General features: G+C 52.6%; 19 protein-coding genes and 1 tRNA gene. 10 read left to right on the top strand and 10 right to left on the bottom strand.

Translation table 11 applies throughout. The features are described from left to right. Window positions 1–649 precede the first annotated feature (649 nt). Window positions 650–4,447 carry an Ig-like domain-containing protein gene (locus ACEYDX_RS03860; RefSeq protein ID WP_373740720.1) on the bottom strand — a complete coding sequence of 1,266 codons (3,798 nt, stop codon included), beginning with the start codon at window positions 4,445–4,447 and terminating at the stop codon, window positions 650–652. Window positions 4,448–4,929: 482 nt separating this feature from the next. Between ACEYDX_RS03860 and hpaR the strand changes: the two genes are divergently transcribed. Both hpaR and hpaC read left to right on the top strand, forming a co-directional pair. Then, window positions 4,930–5,379: a homoprotocatechuate degradation operon regulator HpaR gene (gene hpaR / locus ACEYDX_RS03865; protein WP_373740721.1), complete on the top strand. Its 450-nt coding sequence runs from the start codon at window positions 4,930–4,932 to the stop codon at window positions 5,377–5,379. Between the two features lie 261 nt (window positions 5,380–5,640). Continuing rightward, window positions 5,641–6,141, top strand: a complete 501-nt coding sequence (gene hpaC / locus ACEYDX_RS03870; protein WP_373740722.1) for a 4-hydroxyphenylacetate 3-monooxygenase, reductase component — start codon at window positions 5,641–5,643, stop codon at window positions 6,139–6,141. 93 nt (window positions 6,142–6,234) lie between these two features. On the opposite strand, the gene ACEYDX_RS03875 is transcribed toward hpaC, so the two are convergent. Next, entirely contained in the window at window positions 6,235–6,591 is a 357-nt protein-coding gene (locus tag ACEYDX_RS03875) for a glycine zipper domain-containing protein (protein ID WP_373740723.1), read from the bottom strand. A gap of 719 nt (window positions 6,592–7,310) precedes the next feature. Next, window positions 7,311–8,387: a trimeric porin PorB gene (porB, locus tag ACEYDX_RS03880; RefSeq protein ID WP_373740724.1), complete on the bottom strand. Its 1,077-nt coding sequence runs from the start codon at window positions 8,385–8,387 to the stop codon at window positions 7,311–7,313. Between the two features lie 577 nt (window positions 8,388–8,964). Here porB and ACEYDX_RS03885 point away from each other — a divergent pair. Next, window positions 8,965–9,894, top strand: coding sequence for a pseudouridine synthase (locus tag ACEYDX_RS03885; RefSeq protein ID WP_373740725.1), 930 nt, complete (start codon window positions 8,965–8,967; stop codon window positions 9,892–9,894). A 271-nt stretch (window positions 9,895–10,165) separates the two neighbouring features. Here ACEYDX_RS03885 and ACEYDX_RS03890 read toward each other — a convergent pair whose 3' ends face one another. After that, window positions 10,166–10,846 carry an OmpA family protein gene (locus ACEYDX_RS03890; protein ID WP_373740726.1) on the bottom strand — a complete coding sequence of 227 codons (681 nt, stop codon included), beginning with the start codon at window positions 10,844–10,846 and terminating at the stop codon, window positions 10,166–10,168. Window positions 10,847–11,165: 319 nt separating this feature from the next. On the opposite strand from ACEYDX_RS03890, the gene ACEYDX_RS03895 reads away from it, so the two are divergent. The 3 genes from ACEYDX_RS03895 (at window position 11,166) to ribF (ending at window position 13,511) form a co-directional block, all read left to right on the top strand. Then, complete coding sequence (locus tag ACEYDX_RS03895; RefSeq protein WP_373740727.1) at window positions 11,166–11,552, top strand: hypothetical protein; 387 nt, start codon at window positions 11,166–11,168, stop codon at window positions 11,550–11,552. 175 nt (window positions 11,553–11,727) lie between these two features. Then, window positions 11,728–12,339, top strand: a complete 612-nt coding sequence (locus tag ACEYDX_RS03900; protein ID WP_373740728.1) for a hypothetical protein — start codon at window positions 11,728–11,730, stop codon at window positions 12,337–12,339. A gap of 245 nt (window positions 12,340–12,584) precedes the next feature. After that, window positions 12,585–13,511 carry a bifunctional riboflavin kinase/FAD synthetase gene (ribF, locus tag ACEYDX_RS03905; RefSeq protein ID WP_373740729.1) on the top strand — a complete coding sequence of 309 codons (927 nt, stop codon included), beginning with the start codon at window positions 12,585–12,587 and terminating at the stop codon, window positions 13,509–13,511. A gap of 431 nt (window positions 13,512–13,942) precedes the next feature. Here ribF and rfaQ read toward each other — a convergent pair whose 3' ends face one another. Then, window positions 13,943–15,019 carry a putative lipopolysaccharide heptosyltransferase III gene (gene rfaQ, locus ACEYDX_RS03910; RefSeq protein ID WP_373740737.1) on the bottom strand — a complete coding sequence of 359 codons (1,077 nt, stop codon included), beginning with the start codon at window positions 15,017–15,019 and terminating at the stop codon, window positions 13,943–13,945. Between the two features lie 200 nt (window positions 15,020–15,219). Between rfaQ and metF the strand changes: the two genes are divergently transcribed. Next, a complete protein-coding gene (gene metF / locus ACEYDX_RS03915) occupies window positions 15,220–16,059 on the top strand; it encodes a methylenetetrahydrofolate reductase [NAD(P)H] (RefSeq protein ID WP_373740730.1) in 840 nt (279 codons plus the stop codon). A gap of 73 nt (window positions 16,060–16,132) precedes the next feature. Here metF and ACEYDX_RS03920 read toward each other — a convergent pair whose 3' ends face one another. The 4 genes from ACEYDX_RS03920 to ACEYDX_RS03935 all read right to left on the bottom strand — a co-directional run bounded on the left by ACEYDX_RS03920 (window position 16,133) and on the right by ACEYDX_RS03935 (window position 19,699). Continuing rightward, window positions 16,133–17,350, bottom strand: a complete 1,218-nt coding sequence (locus ACEYDX_RS03920) for a sugar MFS transporter (protein WP_373740731.1) — start codon at window positions 17,348–17,350, stop codon at window positions 16,133–16,135. Window positions 17,351–17,990: 640 nt separating this feature from the next. Next, window positions 17,991–18,062, bottom strand: a tRNA-Arg gene (locus ACEYDX_RS03925). 192 nt (window positions 18,063–18,254) lie between these two features. Next, window positions 18,255–18,710 (bottom strand): DUF441 domain-containing protein, encoded by a 456-nt coding sequence (locus tag ACEYDX_RS03930; protein WP_373740732.1) that lies wholly within the window; start codon window positions 18,708–18,710, stop codon window positions 18,255–18,257. Between the two features lie 14 nt (window positions 18,711–18,724). Beyond that, entirely contained in the window at window positions 18,725–19,699 is a 975-nt protein-coding gene (locus ACEYDX_RS03935) for a polyprenyl synthetase family protein (protein ID WP_373740733.1), read from the bottom strand. A 208-nt stretch (window positions 19,700–19,907) separates the two neighbouring features. Here ACEYDX_RS03935 and rplU point away from each other — a divergent pair, with 208 nt between their 5' ends. The 3 genes from rplU (at window position 19,908) to ubiM (ending at window position 22,104) form a co-directional block, all read left to right on the top strand. Then, window positions 19,908–20,216 (top strand): 50S ribosomal protein L21, encoded by a 309-nt coding sequence (rplU, locus tag ACEYDX_RS03940; RefSeq protein WP_107854342.1) that lies wholly within the window; start codon window positions 19,908–19,910, stop codon window positions 20,214–20,216. A gap of 33 nt (window positions 20,217–20,249) precedes the next feature. Then, complete coding sequence (gene rpmA, locus ACEYDX_RS03945) at window positions 20,250–20,522, top strand: 50S ribosomal protein L27 (RefSeq protein WP_373740734.1); 273 nt, start codon at window positions 20,250–20,252, stop codon at window positions 20,520–20,522. Window positions 20,523–20,919: 397 nt separating this feature from the next. Next, window positions 20,920–22,104 carry a 5-demethoxyubiquinol-8 5-hydroxylase UbiM gene (gene ubiM, locus ACEYDX_RS03950; RefSeq protein ID WP_373740735.1) on the top strand — a complete coding sequence of 395 codons (1,185 nt, stop codon included), beginning with the start codon at window positions 20,920–20,922 and terminating at the stop codon, window positions 22,102–22,104. 494 nt (window positions 22,105–22,598) lie between these two features. Here the strand turns inward: ubiM and ACEYDX_RS03955 are convergent. Further along, the coding region (locus tag ACEYDX_RS03955) for an ATP-grasp domain-containing protein (RefSeq protein ID WP_373740736.1) at window positions 22,599–23,680 on the bottom strand (1,082 nt) is incomplete at its 5' end.

Raw genomic sequence — 23,680 nt, forward strand, 5'->3', positions numbered from 1 at the left:
CGTCCATCCTTGACGGAGTTTTTTGAGCACGAGTTGTTTGAAGTCTTGTGAATAGGCCATGGTGGAATTGTATCGAATAATATGTTTATTTGCTATACTAGGCAAAGGAGCGGCTTCGTGGATTGGGCTCAGATTTTCGAGCCTGCGTTCCCGAGTATTCGGCCATGGATTCCTGCCTGTGAGGGAATGACGGCTACGGGTACAACCGTTGACATGGGCGTGCGGACGTTTGGAGCCGTCTGCACCGACATTAAAAGTACAAGCCGTGTTGGGATATTGTGTTGGCGGCATTACCGGTAAGGCTGATTTTTCCGACTTCCGTCACTCCCGCGCAGGCGGGAATCCATGTTTGGAATCCGGTATTTTTTATTTTAAACAGTCATTTGTGCATATCACAACGGGATTCCCGCCTGCGCGGAAATAACGGGCATGAGGGACATTATGGATACCGGCGGTCGGATGTTTGGAGTTCCGTCTGTGGCGGTATTAAAAAGACTGCGCCCAAAATATGTATGATGCGCCCTGCAACCGTCCCCGGCCGCAGTCCGTGTCTGCTTCGGTTCCAAAGCGGAAGGCCGTCTGAAAATTGACTTTTCAGACGGCCTTATTGCTTACGGAACTTGTTTTTTAAACCGGTTTTCAGACGGCCTTACACCACTACGAAGCTGTTCTGCTGAATGTTCAAATCGGTATCCAGCGTGGCGAAGTGGACGGCGGCGCCTGCGCCTTTGCCGTCGGCATCGTAGGTCAGATGGCCGGTGTCGGCGTGGTATTGCACGTAGTTTTCCCATTCGGTTATGGTGTTGCTCACGGCGCTGAAGATGCCTTTGGACAATTCAATCAGGTCTTCGCCGACGGTAAAGTCGGTGATGGTGTCTGCCGAGCCGTCGAGAATGCTGTCGAATACGAAGGTGTCTTTGCCCGCGCCGCCGGTCAGGGTGTCGCTGCCGCGTCCGCCGATGATGCGGTCGTTGCCCGCCAATCCGTTGATCACGTTGTTCAGGCCGTTGCCTTGCAGGGTGTTGGCTTCGGCGTTGCCTGCGGCGGTAACGGCGGTGCTGCCGATGAGCGTGAGTTTTTCCAAATGTGCGCCGAGTGTGTGGTCGACGGAGCTGTACACGTGGTCGGAGCCTTCGCCGGCCTGTTCGGTTATGCTGTCGGCTGCGTTGTCGACGGTGTAAACGTCGTTGCCTTTGCCGCCGGCCAGTTTGTCGGCACCTGCGCCGCCGTCGAGCCAGTCGTTGCCTGCGCCGCCTTGGATGTCGTCGTTACCTGCGCCGCCGGAGATGTTGTTGTCGGCATCGTTGCCGATTAATACGTCGTTATGGGCGGAACCGTTCAGGTTTTCGATTTGTGTGCCGTAGCCGATAAAGGCTTGGCCTTTGGTGTAGTTGAGCACCTGTTCGTTGACGTTGGTACCGGTCATGCCGATGTTGCTTGCCATACCGAAGTAGCTGTGGCGGTTGTAGGGAGTGCCGCTTTCGGCCGCGAAATATTGGGCCTGGCCGCCGCTGTAAATCCACGAACCCGGGGTCAGGTTGACGTACACGCCCTGTTTTTCGGCGGATGCGTCGAAGGTGTCGATGCCTGCGCCGTCCCAGATGTAGATGCCGCCGTCTGAAACCGATGCGTCGTAGTTTTTAAAGGTATAAACGTCGTTGCCCGCGCGCTCGGCTGTGTTGACGCCCCAGCGGAAGTGCAGGAAGGCTAGGTCGAACAGGCGCAGATCGTGCTGGCTGAGTTCGCCGGTGCGGTTGTACGACATATTGGTAAATTCGGTGCTGTCTTCCAAATAAGTGCCTGCGTTGCGCTTGAACGACCAGTTGGCGTCTTTGCCGTCTTTGTCGTTGCGCGAAGTAATGACAGTGTCTTCCGCACCCAGAGTGTGCAGGATTTCGTGCAGGCCGACGTAATGGACTTCGTCGTTGCCTTTGCTCCAGAAATCGTTGCTGTTGTTCCAGTAAACGTCGCCGCCGGTATAGGCGAATGCGTTGGCGCGCTCTTGGCCGTTGGTGAAATTGCCGATATAGAAATCGGTGTCCGACTGTTCGCGGCTGTCCACTTCGACAAACTCTACATTGATGTATTTGGAAATGATTTTGTAGGCCGAACGGATATAGGCTTTATGCTGTTCCGAATATGTGGTCATGCTTTTGTAGTCGCTGTAGCGGAAATGGTTTTGCGTCATTTTCGCCAGCTCGGCTTCGGTAACGAAATGGTATTTCACCACGGCTTTTTCCGTGCCTTTGCCGCCCACGGGCACATTGCGCAGCAGGCCGCTGCTGTTTAAGTTGTTGTTGGTGGTGTAGCGCTCGGTGATGGCGTTGATGAAATACGGCAGTTCGGCCTTGTAGGTAACGATATTGGGCGCATCCGCTTTGGCCTGCTCTGCGGCGACAACGGGATTTTTGCTGACATTGGCATCGCTCTGCTGCGTGTTCGGGCGCGCATAGGCTTCCACGTCTTTCACGTTAACCGCGATACCGCTCTTGTCGGTAGTGGAAAGCGTGGCGGTAACGGCCTGGTCGGCATCTTCCAGCATGGCTTGGTTGGAAACCGCGGCACTGAAGGTTTTGTCGGCGCGGACGGTGGTTTCGAATGTTTGTCCGCCCACTTCCAAGGTAACGGTATCGCCTGCTTTGGCGGTGCCGCTGACCTTACCGCTGACAATCATTGCCGTGTCTTTATCGATGGCACCGACGGTATAGCTGCCGTTTGCCGCTTTCATTACCGCTTCGCCGCTGAACGTTGCTTTCAGGCCGTCTGAATGCTGCGCAGCATCCACCAGCGAAATGCTCTGCTCATATTCGCCCTTTTTCTCCAAAGCATAGATGGATGCATCAGTATAAAACTCGTAACGGATGGTTTCGCCTTCGGCATAGTGCATCACATCGGCAGGCACGTCGATAAAGAAGCTGTTGTCCTTATTATTGATGCCCGAACGGAAGGTTTCCCCTCCGATGGTAACGGCGATACCAAGAATGCGGGTATCGTTCTGACCCAGAGCAAACAGCGTGTTGCCCGTATCCACCACACCGCTGATGCGCACCAACGGTGCCGCATCGCCCATACCCTGAACCGAACCGTTGCCGATGCCCGTAATGTCTATATCGGCGGCAGCCTGAGCCGCCACTTTATAAGCATCGCGCACACCGGCGCGGAATGCCGCACCGCCTGCGTCTTTACCGGTTGCAATCACGTCAATCAGATTACCCTTGCTGTTTTCGGTCAAATCCCTGCCCTCCACGGCCACTTCGAATGAGTGGTCGGCCAATGTCTTGGTCCTGTAAATCGAGCCGTTAATGTATACCGCAACATCCGCACCTGCAACCGGATTGCCGGAAAGTTTGCCGCTAATCATAACTTTTCCCTGCTTTTCGGAAGCATCAACCGTATCGTCGGCAGTGATCGGATTCAATGTAACCGCAACTTTGGCAGGAGCCGTTGCCGTTTTACCTGCCGATGCATTGGCATTGGTTTCTTGGGCTTTGACTTCGGCAGCTTTTTCGGCGGCGGCTTTATCGGCGGCGGCTTTATCGGCAGCAGCTTTTTCGGCAGCAGCTTTCTCGGCAGCGGCTTTTTCGGCAGCAGCTTTTTCGGCGGCAGCTTTTTCGGCGGCAGCTTTTTCGGCGGCAGCTTTTTCGGCAGCAGCTTTCTCGGCTGCGGCTTTCTCGGCGGCGGCTTTTTCGGCGGCGGCTTTATCGGCAGCAGCTTTCTCGGCGGCGGCTTTATCGGCAGCAGCTTTCTCGGCTGCGGCTTTATCGGCGGCGGCTTTCTCGGCTGCGGCTTTATCGGCTGCGGCTTTATCAGCTGCGGCTTTATCGGCTGCGGCTTTATCAGCTGCGGCTTTATCAGCTGCGGCTTTTTCGGCGGCGGCTTTTTCGGCGGCGGCTTTTTCGGCGGCGGCTTTTTCGGCGGCGGCTTTTTCGGCTGCGGAAGCGGTTACCGCAGCGGATTGGGTATTTGCCGTAGTCGGTACGGCTGTTGCAGCAGGATTTTGGACAGGAGGTTCAGACGGCGTATCACCACCGCCGCCACCGCCGCCGCCGGCAGCACCCAAACCGAGACCGACCAGAGCCAGTGCGCCTGCACCGACTTTTACGCCCGTGCTGATTTGGGCAGCTTCCACTTCAACCGCCTGCACTTTTGCAGAGACGGCAGCATCGGCGGCCTGACCTTGAAGGCCGTCTGAAACGCCTTGACCGGTGGCTTTTTGGATTTTGGGAGATTTATCGGAAAGTTCGGCCAGTTCTTTGGGGGCTTCCGGCCAGATGATTTCACCGTTTTCGGTGATCTGCACTTGCACAGGCATTTGTGCCTGCAATGCTTGAAGTTGTTCGGGAGTCAGCGCTTCGCGGGCGGCTGCTTCTGCAGGGATTGCGTTTTTAACGGGTACAGCAGGTTTAGTGCTGCCGCCTTTGGCGACATCAGTCTTAGAGAGGTTCATTTTGTATTTTCCGTAAGTGTTTAAAATAAAAAAGTTCCCGCCTTGATTGTTATGACTGGCGGTTATGTTTTTTGAGTATTATAAAATTAAAAATGATTATGACAAGATAATCGGTAAATTTTTACAACAAACGGTATGCAAAATGAGCTGATTTACCATAACCTTTCCTTACAAAATATAACATATTCCATTTGAAAATTTCATCAGCATAGACGGCTTAATTCTTATCTGAATGACTTTCCGAAATCACAATAATATATGATTTTGTTGAGATTACTTCCAATTTAGTCTAATATAAACCCACCCGAAATATGCCGAACATTACGATTAAAACGACCGACGCAAACAGCTTGAAACAGGCCGCCTGAAAACTTGTTGTAAATCTGTTGCAGCAAAACAGCAACGGCTCTTAACCAAACAATCTGCTGCCACCCTTGTACGGCATTTCCCCTTACACAAGTCCCTAAAAACGGAGAAACCGCATGACTAAGCCATCCAAACACGCTTCCATCAACATCAGCCTGATTCAGGCGCGCGAAGCTCTGATGACCCAATTCCGCCCGATACTCAACCAAGCCAACATTACCGATCAGCAATGGCGAATCATCCGTCTGCTGGCCGAAAACGGCACGCTGGATTTTCAAGACCTGGCAAACCAAGCCTGCATCCTGCGCCCCAGTCTTACGGGGATTCTGACCCGTTTGGAGAAAGTCGGCCTTGCCGTCCGGCTGAAACCCTCCAATGACCAACGCCGCGTATTTCTCAAGCTCACGCCCGAAGGCGAAAAACTCTACGACCGCATCGGCGAGCAGGTCGACGAACGCTACGATGTAATTGAAACGGTTATGTCCAAAGAAAAACTCCAACAATTGCAAACTCTGTTACAGGAACTGGCACAAATCGGCAAACAACTCGACAATTCAGGCGAATAGTTGTTTGAAACCGAAATTTGCACAGTCTTCAAACCATTCAAAACGACAGGCCGTCTGAAAAAGTTTTCAGACGGCCTGTCGGCATCCCCCACCGTAATTACTGATATGTCCTGTGCTAGAATGCAGCCAATCTACTATCAGCCCACTCAGCCAACAGCATAACCCTTTTACGCCATTCGGAAACAACATCATCCAGCCGTCCGAACAAAACCGTTGCCTGAATACAGTTCGGATGCTCAGCCGCTTGCACACAAAATAATCATGACCCAACACACCGACACACTCAAACAGCCTTTCCGCGATGCCATGGCATCCTGCGCCGCAGGTGTCCACGTCATCACAACCGACGGCAAAGCCGGGCGCTACGGCATTACCATGACCGCCGTTACCCCGATTACCGACGAGCCGCCAACCGTGATGCTCTGCATCAACCGCAACACCGCCATCATTCCCATTATTACCGCCAACAACAGCCTGTGCATCAACACTTTGGCCGCAGGCCAGCAGGATGTGGCCGAGCATTTCGCCGGCATTACCCGCCTGTCGCCGGAAGAACGCTTCGCCTATCACATCTGGCATCGCGGCGAAAACGGCCAACTCGAAGTAGAGGGCGCCCTCGCCCATCTGCACGGCAGCATTACCGGACATCATGAAATCGGCACGCATTTCGTGTTCTACGTTACACTCGACGAAATCAAAATTCTGCCCCAACAGCCGCCCGCATTGCTGTATTTCCGCAGGAATTTCAAAGCATTGGGATAAAACTCCCCTACACTAGCAGAAATGCGCTTAAACAAAGGCCGTCTGAAACACCTGTTTCAGACGGCCTTTTTCAGTTTTCCTCAATTACCACTATCAATCATCATCATGATAACGGTGATGACGCGCAAGGCGACGACGGAAGCGGCGGTCATCGTCGTCATCATCGAAACGGCGGTAATCCCGCCAATACGCACGACGGCGTTCGGCAGCCTTACGGGCTTCACGTTTCTGATTGTGCTTGGCATAAAGGTTGCCGCCCGCACCGCCGACAGCCGCACCAACCAGTGCGCTTTCCATATTGTTGCCAATCAATTTACCGGCCACGCCGCCTACGGCAGCGCCGACGATGGTGGCTGTGGTACGGTCGGTAATCCGTGCCTGAGCATTTGCGCTGAACGTCAACGCAGCAGCGGCTGCAAGGGCAATTAAAGGTTTGCGTAATGAAGTCATTTCATGTCTCCTGAGTGAAGTGTTACTTCTACAAACGTATGCTGTTTGCGACGGTTACAGTATAGTGCGCTACGCTGCGCCAGGTATTTAAGAAAGTTAACCGATATGTAATGGTTTGCAACGGAATTATATACGGTAACCCAAAGTGATTTTCACAATATGGCAAGAATGCTCTGAAAACCTGATTACATCAGGCTTTCAGAGCATCCGCCCCAATATGATGCGTAAAGGGAATAGTTACAATAAGTTAGGACAGATCGCCTGAATTTCAGACGGCCTGTTGCGGTTTTTACTACAGTTTTTGGCAGCAACGTTGATTCCCTATGTATTCGGACAACAGTTGCAAGGGTCGTCCGTCGCTCCTGCACAGACGGAATCTATGCAGAGTTTGCCTTTCAGACGGCCATTGAAAAGTCATATATGTAATCCCCCGTGCGCAGAGAATGATGATGGCTGGAGAATTGCTGTATCACTTTTAGTATTTATCTGCTGTTATTTATTTCCACAACCACAACTTCTTGCCTACTGCCCACACAATAATGTAAGTACGGTTAGCCGCCTCAAGCGGCGTAACCGTACGCCATATGGTGGAATCAATTGCCGCAGTTTGTGCAGCCCATCCTATTCGTACGGTTACGCCGCTTGAGGCGGCTAACCGTACCTACATAGAAAAAGAGCCTGCAAAAGCAGGCTCTTTTTTCAAGCTAATCTTTTTCAGATTAAAATTTGTGACGCAGACCAACAGTACCGGCAGTAGTTTCGGTTTTGTCATCACCGTTACCAGCACGCAACCAGCCAGCAGACAACAGAGCAGTAGTGCGTTTAGAGAAGTCGTAATCAGCACCTACAACCACTTGGTTATATTTCAGTGCTTTTACTTTTTCACCATTTACTTTAGGTGCAAAACCGTGAGCATAAGTAACACGAGGAGTAACGTTGCCGAAACGGTAAGCACCAGTTACAGTAGCCTCATGGGTTTTAAGACGGGCAGCATCAGTAGAAGAAGGTTGAACAGTATTGTCATTAGCTAAGCGAGCAGCATAGCTAGTTTCAGTATCCCAACCATTGGTGTATTGGTAACCAGCAGCAACAAACAGGTTGTTAGCATCATAACCAGCTTCTACACGGTGAGCTTGAGCAGCTTTATCAGCACCAGTACCAGTTACATAAGCAGATTTCTTATACGCACCACCATATTGGGCAAAAACACCTGCGTTTTCGTAGTTCAAACCACCGTAGTAAGTTGAAGTATCATTCAGAGCATCATTACGGCCAGTTTCGGTTTGGTTATCACGCGGAGTGTACTGAACGTTAGCACTAAAACCACCGAATACTGGAGTATCGTAACGAGCAGAAACTACTTTTTGACCAGTACGGGTAAACACACCCAAGCCCAGCGCATTGTTTTTATTGCTGTACTCCCAAGGATCAACTTTACCCATATCTTCAAGTTGGGTATTCAGTTTACCGGCACGAATTTTACCAAAGCCGCCTTCCAAACCAATGAAAGACTCACGGGTACCCCAACCTTGGTCAGTACCGGCAACAGAAGCATTTTGCTCCAACTGCCAAATGGCGTTCAGGTTGCTGCCCAAGTGCTCATGACCCTTAAAGCCGATACGTGAACCATAGTCTGCGATTTCAGTCGTAGTATGGTCTTTCGAAGTTACGCCGCCAGACTTGGTCTTGGTTTGAGAAACTTCAACACCTGCTTTGATTTGACCGTACAGGGTAACATCGGCAAAAGCGGCAACAGGCAGAGCAGTCAGACTCAGAGCAATCAGAGATTTTTTCATTGCTGTATTCCTTTTCTATCGTTGAGAAATGCTTGGAGCGGCGGGAAGTCCGCTTGGCAAGCCTTTTACGTCTACCGCGCGGGTGCAGCGGTTCCATGGCTCTAACTATAATTGCTTCGCCGAGAAAAAACAAACGAAATCGTATGTTTGTTTGGCTTATGCCGCCATTTTTTGTTGCGCCCCACCAACAGGATAATATTTATTTAATATAAATCATTATGTTACATATCACCCAACAGACGTTTGCGGATTTACAACAAGGCAGGTTTTCAGGTTTAACGTCTGTTAAGTTCGGATAATTGTTGTCAATTTTACACTTGATTCAGGATATTCGGTTGTTTTTTGAAACGGATGGATGGCTGTTTTCAGACGGCGTTGGCAAACTTGTTTCAAATATCTGCCCGAGAGAAACGGAATTGATTCATCTTGAACCCAAAACCAAGTTTATTCATCATGTCTAAATTTGAATGCCCGCCTGCACGGAAATGACGGTTGCGGCGGTCAATAGAAAGCAAAGCGAAAATTTCACTATGCCGCAACCAATCAACGTCCCAATAAAACACTACCGGAAAGAAATATGAAAACCGCACATCGCCCCCGCCCTTTACCGATGAAAAACGGCATCCGTCCGAGCTATCTCGTGTTGCCGCATGATGCGGCATTTTCGGGGAAAACCCTGTTGGCCTATTTGTGCGCCCGTTATCCTTTTTTGGACGAAAACGCTTGGGCGGCCCGGCTTGACAGCGGGTTTGTCACGGATTCAGACGGCCTGCCGCTTTCCAGCCGTGCACCGTTTCAAGGCGGGGCGGTCATTTATTATTACCGCGAAACATCGCACAGCCACGAACCTGAAATCCCGTTTGCCGAGCGCATCATTCATGTCGACGGACATCTGATTGCGGTGGACAAACCGCATTTTCTGCCTGTGATTCCGAGCGGGCGATTTCTGCACGAAACCCTGCTGACCCGTTTGCGGCAGCATCCCGAATTACAGCATCTGGATACCGCGGCCATCACGCCCGTACACCGTCTCGATAAAGATACGGCGGGGATTATGCTGTTTTCCCATTGTATCGGCAGCCGTGCCGCCTATCAGAATCTGTTCCAAAACCGTCAGGTACGCAAAACTTATGAAGCGCTCGCCCCTTTCCGCCGTGATTTACACTTTCCGGTTACGGTCGAATCGCGCATTGAAGCGGGCGAACCGTTTTATCTGAGCCGTGAAACCGACGGGCAGGCCAATGCGCGCACAGTAGTCGAGCTGATTGAGAAGCGCAGCGGACACGCGCTCTACCGCCTGCACCCCGAAACAGGCAAAAAACACCAGCTCCGCCTGCATATGATGCGACTGGGCATACCGATTCTGAACGATATGCTTTACCCCGAAGTGATACCGCTTTCGCAGGAAAATTACGGGAAACCGTTGAAACTGCTGGCGCGACGGCTGGAATTTACCGATCCGTTCAGCGGAGAAGCAAGGATATTTGAAAGTGCGTTAACGCTGTAAACAGGCCGTCTGAAAATGAACGGGTTCCGACACTCTGGCTACACTGCCTTCTTGGTGAGAATCGGAGGCAGATATTTTCAGACGGCATCAAACGGTTTACGCCAAAACAGTCAGGCCGTCTGGAAAAGCAGTTTTCCCCCACTCAATCATCAAGCACATTGTGTATAAAAATCGGCAGACAGATATTTCAGACAGCATCAAACGGCTATACAAAACATCAGGCCGTCTGAAAACTTTTCAGACGGCCTGACTGTTTGCGGCAAAACGCGGATTACTGCTGCTGTTGTGCGGCTCTTACGGCGTTTTGGTCGGGGTTAATCAGCACTTCGACACGGCGGTTTTGGGCGCGGCCTTCCGGTGTGCTGTTGGATGCAACGGGCTGGCGCGAACCGTAGCCGACGGTGTTCAGACGAGAAGAAGAAACACCGCGCTGGTTCAGATAGCCCGCAACGGCTTGGGCGCGGCGCTGCGACAGCGGATTATTGATGGCATCGGAACCGGTGTTGTCGGTGTGGCCCGCGATGGTCAACGTGGTGTCGGGGTATTGGATCAGCGTTTCGGAAGCCTTGTTCAGGGCATCGATGGCATTGCCGCTCAAGGTGGCGCTGTTGGTGGCAAAAGTTACATTGTCAGGCATCACCAGTTTGATTTGGTTGCCTTGGCGTTCAACGGCGACATTGGTATTGGCCAAGCTTTCACGCAGCTTTTTCTCCTGGTAATCCATGTAACCGCCGATGCCCGCGCCTACTGCGCCGCAGGCGAGTGCGGAGTTACGCGCGCCTTTGCCGCCTTTGGTCAAGGCACCGATGATGCCGCAAGTGGCCGCACCGCCCAAACCGTACATGGCGGTTTTGCTGGCTTTCTGCTGACCGGTAAGCGGATCGGTTACGCAGCCCGCCATGGCCAGCGTGCCGCACAGGGTCAAGACGGTGAAGGGTTTCAAGAGTTTCATGTGTGTTGTCCTTTCTATGTGCCGAAACGGCAGTCGTGTAAACGGTTGGATAATACCCCCGCTTCAGACGGCGTGAGTAGCTTGTTAAAGTGATATTACAAGCGTTTACGATAACGGTGTATATTTTGCGGCTTTTTGTTGCATATTCACTGCTGTGCATCAGGCCGTCTGAAAACCTCTGCCCCGCACAGGCAGCGATACATTATATATAGTATGTTTGCGCCGCCGTTTGCCAAGGCAGGTTAAAAAGCGTAGAGTAAATACAGGAACACACTCCGCCATCAAAACCATAATATCAGACAAAACAAGGAGTTAAGTCATGAAAACCTTTGCATTCCCCCTTGCCGCCCTGCTGCTGGCCGCCTGCGCCCTGACACCCGAACAGCGCGCCCGACGCGAAGCCGAACAAAAAGCGTTCGAACAGGACCTTCAAGTCGAGCTGGCTTCCCGTTGCGACCGTGAAACCGCATCCCTGTTGCGCCGCCATTTCGACGGCAACACCGGCCGTACCGCCGCCGAACAGAAAGCCTTCAAAGCCCGTTACAGCGATAAAACATCCGACCCGATGTTCCAGTCCTGCTACAAAATGGCTTGGCAAAATTATCTTGCCAGACAGGAACTGCGCGAAATGCGTTACCGCTACCGTTATTGGGACGATTTTTACCATCCTTTCCCCTCGCCGTTCTACCGCCCGTTTTTCTGGTAGAAGTCGGTCTGCACCGTTGGGCTGTCTGAAACCTAATCATGACAAAAAGGCTACCGTTAAGGCATTTTTAAAACCGAAAAGCATCATCTTTACAAAAACAGGGACGAAATCATTACAATCACAGGTAACTGCAAAAACGCAGGCATTCCCGTTAAATGACAGTAAGGACTGATAAATGAATACCGTCTCAAAAACTTTGGTTTTGTGTCTTGCCGCCGTGCTGAGCATGGGTGCATGTAAAAAATCGGATACCGGCGCAGTAGGCAACGCGGTCGAAAAAGTAACCGCCATGGCTTCCGGCAGCAACCTGCTGACCGATGCCGCAGCGCTTCAGGCTGCCGAAGACGCGCTGAAAGCCATGCCGCAATACAAAGGTAAAGCCGTCAACGTATTCCAAAACGTGAAATTCTACGGCGGCAGCGGTTCGCGCATCGAAATCGACGTACAAGACCCGGCCAACCCCGAAAACATCGACCATTTCGAATACAAAAACGGCAAATGGAGCGAACCTTCGCCCGTACAAATCAGCGGCGGCGGCGACATGAAATCCAACGTTACGCCGTTGGATAAAATCAAATTCGCCACAGTCGCCTCAATCTCCCAAGCATGGGCGGCCAAAGCCAAAGAAGTCGGTGCCGAAAAACAGGAACTGGATTTCGCCGTGTTCCAACTGTTCGTACCGAACCAAGACCGTTACTGGACCACCGCCAGCATCGAAACTCCGCGCGCCAAATACGACATGCGCTTCAATCCCGACGGTTCTCTGAAAAGCTTCGAAAAACAATAAGCCGTAAAACAGGCCGTCTGAAAACTTTCAGACGGCCTTTTACTTTTCCGCCGCCAACACCTAACGAATCGGCTGAATGGTCTGACAACATCCGCCGCAAAGGTTACCGTCTGAACAGACAGACCGAGCGTTACCCACCGCTGTTCCAGCGCACCCCCTGCAAAAACAACGCCCTGCCCGATTCAACTGTATCCCGCCGCCAAATCCGTTTACAATACCGCCCGACTCAACCGCAACCACCCGCCATGATTATCCGTTTCGGCCAAACCGACGCACCTGCTTTTCCCGACGGCGCCGCCGTTACCGTCGGCAATTTCGACGGCGTGCATCTCGGACACAAACACATCCTGCAAAAACTCCGTGCAGAAGCCGCCAGGCGCGGTCTGCCCGTCGCCGTTTTGGTGTTCGAACCGCAACCTCAGGAATTTTTCGCCCGACAAAACGGCCGCCCCCAGCCCTACCGCCTCACGCCGCTGCGGACCAAGCTCAAACTGCTTGCCGCCACAGGTTGTGTCGATGCGGTATGGGTTTTGCGTTTCAACCGCCCGTTTGCCGAAATGCCCGCCGATACGTTTATCGGCAAGCTGCTTTGCGGCGCGCTCAACACCCGCTACCTGCTGATTGGCGACGATTTCCGTTTCGGCGCCGCCCGCCAGGGCGATTTCGCACTGCTGCAAAGCCGTTCCGAATTTACCGTCGAACGCACGCCCACCGTCATGACGGACAACATCCGCACCAGCAGTACCGCCATCCGCCAAGCACTTTCAGACGGCCATATCGACTATGCCCGCAAACTGCTCGGCCATCCCTATTCCGTCAGCGGCAGAGTGGTACACGGACGGCAGCTCGGCCGTACCATCGGCTGCCCCACCGCCAACATCCGCCTCTCCGGCCACCGCTATCCTTTGAACGGCGTATTTGCCGTGGAGGCCGAAGGCAGCTTCGGCATACGGCGCGGTGCGGCGAGTTTCGGCACCAATCCCACCGTTTCCGACAACGGCGAACAAAAACTCGAAGTCCATCTGCTCGAATTTTCAGGCGACCTTTACGGCCAGCGGCTCGACGTCCGCTTTCTGCACAAACTGCGCGACGAAGCAAAATTCGACAGCATAGAAGCGATGAAAACCCAGATACAGGCCGATTTGGCCGCCGCACGGAAATGGTGCGGCTGAAACCGTTCGGTAATAAAACAGTCAGGCCGTCTGAAAAAGTTTTCAGACGGCCTGACTGTTCTTACATATAATGTTTAAAAATTTATTCTAACCCTAAAATACATTATAACAATCCAAGGTATCCCAATGAAATAATGGATATTATTTTTGGATGCCATGCCAAGAATGACAAATACCGCACCCATTATCAAAAAAACCAATCCCAAGTTCATCATAATCTCCAATTATTTGATTATAAATTCAGATTTGCTATTGGTTTAACCCGACTTACTTGATTTTTCAGCCCAAATAATACTCTATAACATTCGGCAAGTTCATCGCCATTTAACTCTTTGACAATTTCATATAATTTTTAATGAAATGCAAAATAAGTACATCAAGGTACCGCACATACCCATCATATCATGCGTTTCAGACGGCCTTCTATCCGCTCAGCCTGCAAACCCCAATTTTTCAGATACTTGTTCCCACACCGCATCCAACGGAATCGCGCCGAGCAACCGCGTTTTGTCATCGGTATCGATGCTGTCGGGATGCGGCAGTTTGCCGTAGTCGCCCGCCCATACCACGGCGGCACGGTCGGAATAAGGCCGCCAGCGGCTGACCCAAGTCGGGCCGAACAGTGCCACCTGCGACTTACCGAGTGCGGCGGCCATGTGCATGGGCACGGAATCCACGCCGATAAACAGTTTTGCGCCGTCGATAGCGGCAGCCAGTTCGCGCAGATTCAAGCAACCCGACAATATCCATACATTTACGCCTTCGGGAATATTCAGACGGCCTGCGATGTTGTCGAGCATGATTTTTTCGTCGCGTTCGGGAGCGGCCGTCAATACCACGTTTTGGCCGTGGTCGAGCAGTTTCTGCACCAGCGCGGCGTTTTTATCGTCTTCCCAGCATTTGAACATCCAGCGCGAACCGGGGTGCACCAGCACATAATCCTGCCCCGCCCAACCGCGTTCGCCCAATTTCGCGCGCAAAGTTTCGCGCACGGCATCGGCCACATCCATCGAAACCCGAGGCGGATAACCGCCCGCCAGCTCCAAAGGCCGCAACACGTTCAAATGATTGGCAACAATATGGTGCTCCACGCCTAATTCGGGCGACAAATGCGTATGACAGAAACGCCAGAGCGCATTGTCCCGCTTGGCGGGCTGCAAACCCGCACTTTGCCTGCCGCAAAATTTGGCCACCGCCGCCGCCCGCCATTGGTCGCTCAAGTTGAACACCCAATCGTAATCCCGAGCTTTCAGACTTTTAAACAGCGCGGCTTCATGTTTGAGCTGCGCCTTCACGCCCTGCTTCTTCCATTGGCGGTCTATGGTAAAAATATGAGAAATCAAACGGTTGTCCCGAATCACATCGGCCGTTTCCCGATAAACCAACATATCGGTTTCGCAATCAGGATAAGCGTGTTTGAGCGCATCGGCCACGGGCGTGGTCAACAGCACATCGCCGTGATGACGGAGTTTGACAATCAGGAAACGCAGCGGTTTTGCCATTTTCAGACGGCCTTTTACAGGGAAAACGATATTGTAAAGGAATAATTCAGCGGTACAAAGCCGCCGTTCCATTCAGACGGCCTTATCAAAAAACGTCATGCACACAATCAAAAATTTCATCCGAAAGCCGCCCCTGCCGTCTTGCATTTCACGCGCCGAACGCATACCCTGCAAACATTCCGAACATCCGACAAAAAGGCGGCATCATGGCCAAACAATCCAAAAAACTCAGTTTCGAATTCTTCCCCACACGCACGCCCGAAGGCCGCGCCAAACAGGTGGTAACCCGCAAACAGCTCCGCCAGTTCGATCCCGAATTCTTCTCCTGCACATCAGGCGCGGGCGGCTCCACCCGCGACGGCACGATGCAGGCCATTACCGACATCCTGAGCGAAGGCACGGCCGCCGCGCCACACCTGCCCTGCATCGGCATGCAGCGTCAGGAAATTGTTGATTTGTTAGAAGAATACAAAAGCATGGGCGTTCGCCACATCGTAGCACTGCGCGGCGACATCCCGTCGGGCATGGGCATGGGTTCCGGCAGCCTGCATTACGCCAACGAACTGGTGGAACTGATTAAAACCGAATTCGGCAGCCATTTCCACATCGAAATCGCCGCCTACCCCGAATTCCACCCGCAGGCACGCAGCGCGGAAGACGATTTGAACAATTTCGTGCGCAAAGCCAAAGCCGGAGCCGATTCCGCCATCACACAGTATTTCTTCAATGCCGACGCCTATTTCCGCTTTGTGGACGACGTACACGCTCGCGGCATCAACATTCCGATTATCCCCGGCATCATGCCCGTGGCCAGCTTCTCGAAACTCGCCCGCTTCTCCGACACCTGCGGCGCGGAAATCCCGCGCTGGCTGCGTCTGAAACTGCAATCCTACGCCGACGACTCCACCGCCATTAAAGCCTTTGCGCTCGACGTGGTAACGGAAATGTGCGAACGCTTGCTGCGCGAAGGCGCGCCCAGCCTGCATTTCTACACACTCAACCAAGCAGGTTTGGTGTCCACCATCTGCCAGCGGCTCGGATATTGACCACAAGGGCTGGAAAACAAAAAGGCCGTCTGAAAACAGGTTTTCAGACGGCCTTTATATTTTTACCCAGACATTATGCTTCGTCGGCTTTGTAACCTTTGACGGCGAAGTACAGGATATATACATAGCAGATTGCCGGAATAATGTAAGACGGCAGTAGGCTGAAGTTGTCGATTGCCCAACCCTGTATCACGGGTACAATCGCACCGCCAACGATACAGGTACAGATGATACCTGAAGCCTTACTGGTAAATTTACCCAAACCTTTGGTTCCCAGCGAGAAAATGGTGGGGAACATAATAGAGTTGAAAAAGCCGATGGCCAACAGCGACCACATGGTTACAGGCCCACCGCCCGCAAGAATGGCGATAACAATCAACGACACCACAGTTGCAGCATTAAAGGCAAGGTATTTGTTCGGCGCAATCCGGTTCATCAGCGCAGAACCGATAAAGCGGCCAACCATCGCGCCACCCCAGTAAATCGCCAAATAATTTGCACCTGAAGCATGATCGAGACCTGCGGTTTCTTCCAATACGTTAATCATCAGAGAACCGATGGCTACTTCGCCGCCGACATAACAGAAAATGCCGACTGCACCAAGCACCATGTGTTTGTATTGCCAAACACTGGTTTTACCGTCATGGTTGGCTTCAGTAATTTCTTCCGCCACCTTGCGCGCATCGGGCAAATGAATGAATTTAACCGCCACCGCTAACAGAATCATAAAACCTGCCAAACCGAGATACGGAATCTGTACCGAAGAAATACGCTCGGCTTGAGATGCCGAAGCATCCACGAAAATCAGCATCGCACCCAACGGCGGAGCAATAGTGGTTGCCAAAGAATTGAATGCCTGAATCAGCGTCAATGTAGCCGATTCTTTACCCGGGGACGCCAGCAGGGTTACATACGGATTACCCGCCACTTGCAACAACACAATACCAGAAGCCAAAATAAACAAGGCACAAAGGAAAATCGGATAAGAATGACTGCCCGCAGCAGGATAAAACAGCACGCAGCCAAGTGCCGCAATCAGAAAACCGCCGATAACGCCCGCTTTATAGCCCAGTTTTTCTACCAAAATCCCCATCGGGATAGACATAATTGCGTAAGCACTAAAAAAGCAGAACTGAATCAGCATCGCCTGTGTATAAGTCAGGTCGAAAATGGCTTTCAAATGCGGAATCAGAATATCGTTCAGACAAGTAATGAAACCCATCATAAAAAACAGCGACGTCAGAACGGTCAGCGCCGTCGTATTGCCGCCTTGCTTGACTTGTGTATTCATTTTTAAATCCTTCGGGGAATTGCAGGAAAAAGTTTACTCAAACTCAAACGAATCATACTCATGTTTCTTTTTTTTGCAAATAAGTTTACCCAAGGGATGCCGTCTGAAAACACGGCATCTGCCGGCAGCGAAAGTAGCAAAATTACACAACACACGGATTTCAAAAGCGCTTTCAGACGGCCGCATCCATCCGCCCCGCCAACGGAATCCCCACCGCAATTGATTTAGGACAAACCGCCGCCATTCCGCAACTGTTTGGCCGTGCAGACCCAAAGCCAATCAACTTTGAAAAAAACCACACGGCCGTCATGTCCGTATAAACATGAGTTCACAGCAAAACGCAAAAATACCTGTTATTCAGACGGCCCTTGAAGCCCTACTACAAGTTTCCGCTTATACCGGAACAACGACACAGAAAGTTCCGCCTTCCTGCCCCAAGTTCATCTGCCGTATGTCTGCCCTGAACAAAACTACGGTTGTCGGCTAAATCTGTTCACTACAAAAACAACCACAAAAAAGGCCGTCTGAAAAATTTTCAGACGGCCTTTGGCTCAAGTAAGAAAGAAGATATAGATACGGCAAATTTCCGTTAACCGGCAATAAAATCACACCGCCTTCGGGAAACAGCCTGAAAAGGAAGCCCCGCCGACAGGAATCGAACCTGTATTTTACGCTTAGGAGGCATACGTTCTATCCGTTGAACTACGGCGAGAAAGGGAAAACAAATCGGATTTGCAAGTGCGATTTCTTGTAGATTGTTCTTGACGCTATTGTTTTAAGATACCGCGCTGTATATTCAGACGGCCTGCATTGTGCCACAAAACCGCCTAGCGTTTGCAGAATATTTTCAGGCAGTCTGAAATCCTGCCACGAATATGCTTCTGCAAACGGTCTGCTCGGTTTGTCAAACTGCCCTGCCCGCCACAAACGACAGTAACCCTGCCGCAATCAGTGGGCCGACGGGAACGCCGCCGAAAAAGGCGACGCCGATAATAGTGCCGATAAGCAACCCCGTTACCAAAACGGGCTGGCTGCCCATCAGCGGCACGCCGCGTCCGGCAATCCATGCAACGGCTATGCCGATTAAAACGGCGCTGAGCATATTCAAATTGAAAAATGCACGGGCGGCAGGCATGTGGATGGTTCCTGAAACCAGCGGGCTCAATACGCCGATGGTCAGGAAAATAATGCCGACGGTCAACCCGTATTTTTCCGCCAGCGGCAGATAATCAGACAAAAACGTCTGCTGCATCAACAGCAAAACGGCGGCGGAAATCGTGATGGTGCTGTTGTTGCTCAATATGCCCAACAATACCAGCGCACCTAAAAACAACGCAACCGAGTTAATCTGCAAAGACATTTCGCCTCCCTTTTTCAGGAAACCCGTGCCAGCGATTCTTCAGCCAGCGCACGCAGGGCATCGGAAACTTCGTTTTGCGGCAGTTTTTCAAGACAGGCTACGGCGTTATCGACGGCTTTCCTTGCCTCGGTCACGCAATACGCCAGCGCATCGGAATCTTTTACATAAGCATGGATTTTTTCGAAATAGCTGCGATCGGCGTTTTCCAACGCATTCCGAACGTCAGCAGCCACGGTTTCGCTGCCGTTCTGCATCAGGTAAATCAGCGGCAGTGTAGGCTTGCCTTCGGCCAAATCGTCGCCTACGTTTTTGCCGGTTTCTTCGGTATCGCCCGAATAATCGAGTACATCATCGATAATCTGGAAGGCAGTGCCAACATACATGCCGTAGTCTTTCAGCGCCTGCTCCTGTCCGGCATCGGCACCGGCAAGAATGGCACCCACCTGCGCGGCGGCCTCAAAAAGCTTGGCGGTTTTGTATTGGATAACCTGCACATACTCGGCCTCGGTAATGTCGGTATTTCCGATGTTCATCAACTGCATCACTTCGCCTTCGGCAATGATGTTGGTGGCATCCGCCATCACTTCCAGAATCTTCATACTGCCCGAACCGACCATCAATTGAAACGCGCGCGTATAGAGAAAATCGCCCACCAATACCGCCGCCGCATTACCGAACAGGTTGTTTGCCGTCGCCCTTCCGCGCCTCAACTCACTCTCGTCCACCACATCATCGTGCAGCAGCGTAGACGTATGGATAAACTCGACCATAGCCGCCAAGGAGTAAAGTTTCGGGTCGTCATAGCCCAAAACCTTACCCGCCAAAATCGTAATCACCGGCCGCAAACGCTTGCCGCCCGCACTGATAATGTAGTTGCCGATTTGAGAAATCAGCGCCACATCCGACTGTACGGCCTGATTGACGACTTCGTTCACTTTCGCCATATCGGCGGGCAGGTGGCGTTGGAAATAAGGCAGGTTTTCAAGCATGGTACGGATTCTTCGGGACAGGCGGTTTGCAGACAAAACAACAATACAGCGGCGGATTATATCAGCAAAGGCCGTCTGAAACCATTTCAGACGGCATAAAGCATCTGCCTGATTATCTTTGACAAAAAACAATCCGGCTGTTAGAATGCACCGTTTCGTGCATAGGGCACGGAAATTCGTTTAAACCAATATTCTCATGGAGTTGAGTATGTACGCGGTCGTAAAAACCGGCGGCAAACAGTATAAAGTTTCCGTTGGCGAAAAATTGAAAGTAGAACAGATACCTGCCGAACTCGACAGCCAAATCGAACTGACCGAAGTTTTGATGATTGCTGACGGCGAATCTGTAAAAGTGGGCGCGCCCTTTATCGAAGGCGCGAAAGTAACGGCAAAAGTAGTGGCACACGGCCGCGGCGAGAAAATCCGCATCTTCAAAATGCGCCGCCGCAAACACTACCAGAAACGCCAGGGCCACCGCCAGAATTTCACCCAAATCGAAATCGTGGCAATCGCCTAATTCATTGATTGATATTTCCAGGAGTATTTAGACATGGCAACCAAAAAAGCAGGCGGCAGCTCCAAAAACGGCCGCGACTCAGAAGCCAAACGACTGGGCGTGAAAGCCTACGGTAACGAACTGATTCCCGCCGGTTCCATCATCGTGCGCCAACGCGGTACCAAATTCCACGCAGGCAACAATGTCGGCATGGGCAAAGACCACACCCTGTTCGCCAAAGTCGACGGCTATGTGGAATTCGCCGTAAAAGGCCGTCTGAACCGCAAAACCGTCAGCATCCGCCCCTATACCGGTGTCGACGAATAAGCCGACCTTCGGATTTTGAATCCTAAACAGCCGCACTTTCCAAACGGACAGTGCGGTTTTGATTTTATATCGAAGGCCGTCTGAAAACATTTTCAGACGGCCTTTTGTTGACCGAACACCCAAAACCGCCCAACCAGCCTCCACAACAGACCCGCCCTGCTGTCCGCATTTTTCAGACGGCCTGCCATGACTCCAAGATTCCGAACCCCATCCGATTCATTCCCCAAGACGCTTTCTGATATACTTACATCCCCCCCCTACCCGCCGCCCCGTCCAACCGCTTGACCCAGCTTAAGAAACAGCAGAAAAAACGGATCGCGGCAGTATTTTTTCATTATCATTGCACCACGCCGTTGCAGGCCGTCTGAAAACCATCCGGATAAAGGAATCCTTGCTTATGAACACGCAAAGCGACATCATCGTAGTCGGTGCCGGCCCTGCCGGCCTGAGTTTTGCCGCAGCCCTCGGCGGCAGCGGCCTGAGCGTTACCCTGATTGAACAAAGCCCGTTGGAAGTGCTGCAAAATCCGCCCTACGACGGTCGTGAAATCGCACTCACGCACCTGTCGAAAGAAATCATGCAGCGGCTCGGCATGTGGCAGCGTATTCCCGAAAACGAAATCTACCCCCTGCGCGATGCCAAGGTGCTCAACGGCCAATCGTCCTACCAACTGCACTTCCCTCAGCCCACCGAAGCCCGCGGCGCACCGGCCGACTGTTTGGGCTTTCTGATTTCCAACCACAACATCCGCCGCAGCGCTTATGCCGCCGCTTCGGAACTCGACAACATTACCATCCTCTCGGGCACGGGGGTTAAATCCGTCAAAACACATGCCGATAAAGCAGAAGTCGTGCTTTCAGACGGCCAAACCCTGACCGCCCGCCTGCTGATTGCCGCCGACAGCCGTTTCTCGCAAACCCGCCGCCAACTCGGTATCGCTTCGGATATGCACGACTTCGGCCGCACCGTGTTCGTCTGCCGCATGAAGCACACCAAATCCAACGAACACACGGCCTGCGAATGTTTCCACTACGGCCGTACCATCGCCCTGCTGCCGCTTGAAGCGTACCTGACCAACACCGTCATCACCATCGACAGCGACAAGGCCGACAGCATCGGCAGTCTCGACCCCGAAGCACTCGCCGCCACCGTACAGCAGCAACTGCAGGGCCGTTTGGGGGACATGGAGCTGGTCAGCACCGTCCATTCCTATCCGCTTGTCGGCGTCCATGCCAACCGTTTCTACGGCACCCGTTGCGCCCTGATCGGCGATGCCGCCGTGGGCATGCACCCCGTTACCGCCCACGGCTTCAATCTCGGCATCTCCGGCGCCGACATTCTTGCCAAACTGGTTGCCGAAGCCGCGCAACGCGGCCAAGACATCGGCGATGCGGCGGTTTTGTCGAAATACGACACCAAACACCAGCTCCACACCCGCCCGCTCTACCACGGCACCAACGCCATGATTAAGCTGTTTACCACCGAAACCGCTCCCGCCAAACTGCTGCGCGGTTTCGTTCTGCGCGCCAGCAACAACCTGCCGCCGCTGAAAAAGCTGATTACCAAACAGCTTACGGGTTAAGGTTCTTCGCAAGTAACTTGCCAACGGTACACGGCAGCAAATATACCCATCTCCGCCGTTACCGTGTTTACACCAAATAAAACGACCAACGGCAACAGGCCGTCTGAAAAACTTTTTCAGACGGCCTGTTGCCGTTTAGAAATCGTTCGGCCGGTTCAAGCACAGGTACGGTTAATCCGCCAAAACAAGGCAGCCACAACAAAAACAAAAAAACCGATGCCTGATGCCGTCTGAAAACCGTTGGCGGTTCGGACAACAGGCGGCAAACATCATCCAAGCGCGGGCAAAGTCCGCATTGCCAAATGCAGCAAGACTGCCGACACCCACTTTCAAGGAAATAACGACAACGCCATTTTGTAGAACTTTCCATATCCCCAACCCTACCTTCGCCAAACCGCATCTACCCGCTTGACGAAATCTCCGCACCCAAACCCGATATACACAAAGGCCGTCTGAAAACTGTTTTTCAGACGGCCTTTGTTACTGCAACGCAATTACCGTTTCAGCCTGCCGTGCAGTTCCTGCACGCTGTAAACCCCCATCGCGCTCAGGCTTTTTGCCCCTTCGCTCATCGCTTCGCCGCCGGCCACCGTGGTGTATTGCGGCACACGTTGGGTTAATGCGCTGCGGCGGATGCTGTGGCTGTCGGCCACCGACTGCGCGTCGCTGCTCACGGTGTTTACCACCACGGCGATTTCGCCGTTTTTGATGGCGTCGACGATGTGCGGGCGGCCTTCGCGCACTTTATTGATAACCTGCACGCTCATGCCGCATTCTTTCAGATACTCCGCCGTACCGCGCGTTGCGCAAACGCCGTAACCGAGCGCTTGGAAATTTTTCGCAGTCCGCACCACCAAGGGCTTGTCCTCGTCGCGCACCGCAAGAAACACCTTACCCGTAGCGGGCAGTCGCTCTCCTGCACCCAACTGGGCTTTCAAATATGCCTCGGAGAACGTTGCCCCCACGCCCATCACTTCGCCGGTGGAGCGCATTTCGGGGCCGAGAATGGTGTCCACGCCGGGGAATTTGATAAACGGGAACACGGCTTCCTTCACGGCATAAAAATCCGGAATCACTTCTTTTTCAACGCCTTGCTCCTTCAGGCTGATTTTGGCCATCGCGCGCGCGCCCACTTTGGCCAGCGGCACGGAAGTGGCTTTCGAAACAAACGGCACGGTGCGCGAGGCGCGCGGGTTCACTTCGAGCACGAACACCACGCCGTCCTGCACGGCAAACTGCACGTTCATCAGGCCGACCACGTTCAGCGCGTAGGCCATCGCTTTGGTTTGGCGGCGGATTTCGTCTTGCACGTCTTCGGAGAGCGAATACGGCGGCAGCGAGCAGCCGGAATCGCCCGAGTGGATGCCGGCCTGCTCAACGTGCTGCATGATGCCGCCGATCACCACCTCTTTGCCGTCTGAAACGCAGTCCACGTCCACTTCGATGGCGTTGTTCAGGAAGAAATCGAGCAGCACGGGGCTGTCTTCGGATACTTGAACCGCTTCGCGCATGTATTTCTGCAACTCTGCGGCCGAATGCACCACCTGCATGGCGCGACCGCCCAATACATACGAAG

The sequence above is a fragment of the Neisseria sp. genome (assembly GCF_041804105.1).
Taxonomy (GTDB): domain Bacteria; phylum Pseudomonadota; class Gammaproteobacteria; order Burkholderiales; family Neisseriaceae; genus Neisseria.

Bases quoted from the DNA above. Each gene is read 5' to 3' on its own strand.
- ACEYDX_RS03895 (WP_373740727.1), top strand. From the start codon at position 11,166: ATGAAAACCTTTGCATTCCCCCTTGCCGCCCTGCTGCTGGCCGCCTGC.
- ribF (WP_373740729.1), top strand. From the start codon at position 12,585: ATGATTATCCGTTTCGGCCAAACCGACGCACCTGCTTTTCCCGACGGC.
- ACEYDX_RS03885 (WP_373740725.1), top strand. From the start codon at position 8,965: ATGAAAACCGCACATCGCCCCCGCCCTTTACCGATGAAAAACGGCATC.
- porB (WP_373740724.1), bottom strand. From the start codon at position 8,387: ATGAAAAAATCTCTGATTGCTCTGAGTCTGACTGCTCTGCCTGTTGCC.
- rplU (WP_107854342.1), top strand. From the start codon at position 19,908: ATGTACGCGGTCGTAAAAACCGGCGGCAAACAGTATAAAGTTTCCGTT.
- ACEYDX_RS03900 (WP_373740728.1), top strand. From the start codon at position 11,728: ATGAATACCGTCTCAAAAACTTTGGTTTTGTGTCTTGCCGCCGTGCTG.
- ACEYDX_RS03935 (WP_373740733.1), bottom strand. From the start codon at position 19,699: ATGCTTGAAAACCTGCCTTATTTCCAACGCCACCTGCCCGCCGATATG.
- ubiM (WP_373740735.1), top strand. From the start codon at position 20,920: ATGAACACGCAAAGCGACATCATCGTAGTCGGTGCCGGCCCTGCCGGC.
- ACEYDX_RS03930 (WP_373740732.1), bottom strand. From the start codon at position 18,710: ATGTCTTTGCAGATTAACTCGGTTGCGTTGTTTTTAGGTGCGCTGGTA.
- ACEYDX_RS03920 (WP_373740731.1), bottom strand. From the start codon at position 17,350: ATGAATACACAAGTCAAGCAAGGCGGCAATACGACGGCGCTGACCGTT.
- metF (WP_373740730.1), top strand. From the start codon at position 15,220: ATGGCCAAACAATCCAAAAAACTCAGTTTCGAATTCTTCCCCACACGC.
- ACEYDX_RS03875 (WP_373740723.1), bottom strand. From the start codon at position 6,591: ATGACTTCATTACGCAAACCTTTAATTGCCCTTGCAGCCGCTGCTGCG.
- ACEYDX_RS03890 (WP_373740726.1), bottom strand. From the start codon at position 10,846: ATGAAACTCTTGAAACCCTTCACCGTCTTGACCCTGTGCGGCACGCTG.
- hpaR (WP_373740721.1), top strand. From the start codon at position 4,930: ATGACTAAGCCATCCAAACACGCTTCCATCAACATCAGCCTGATTCAG.
- hpaC (WP_373740722.1), top strand. From the start codon at position 5,641: ATGACCCAACACACCGACACACTCAAACAGCCTTTCCGCGATGCCATG.
- ACEYDX_RS03860 (WP_373740720.1), bottom strand. From the start codon at position 4,447: ATGAACCTCTCTAAGACTGATGTCGCCAAAGGCGGCAGCACTAAACCT.
- rpmA (WP_373740734.1), top strand. From the start codon at position 20,250: ATGGCAACCAAAAAAGCAGGCGGCAGCTCCAAAAACGGCCGCGACTCA.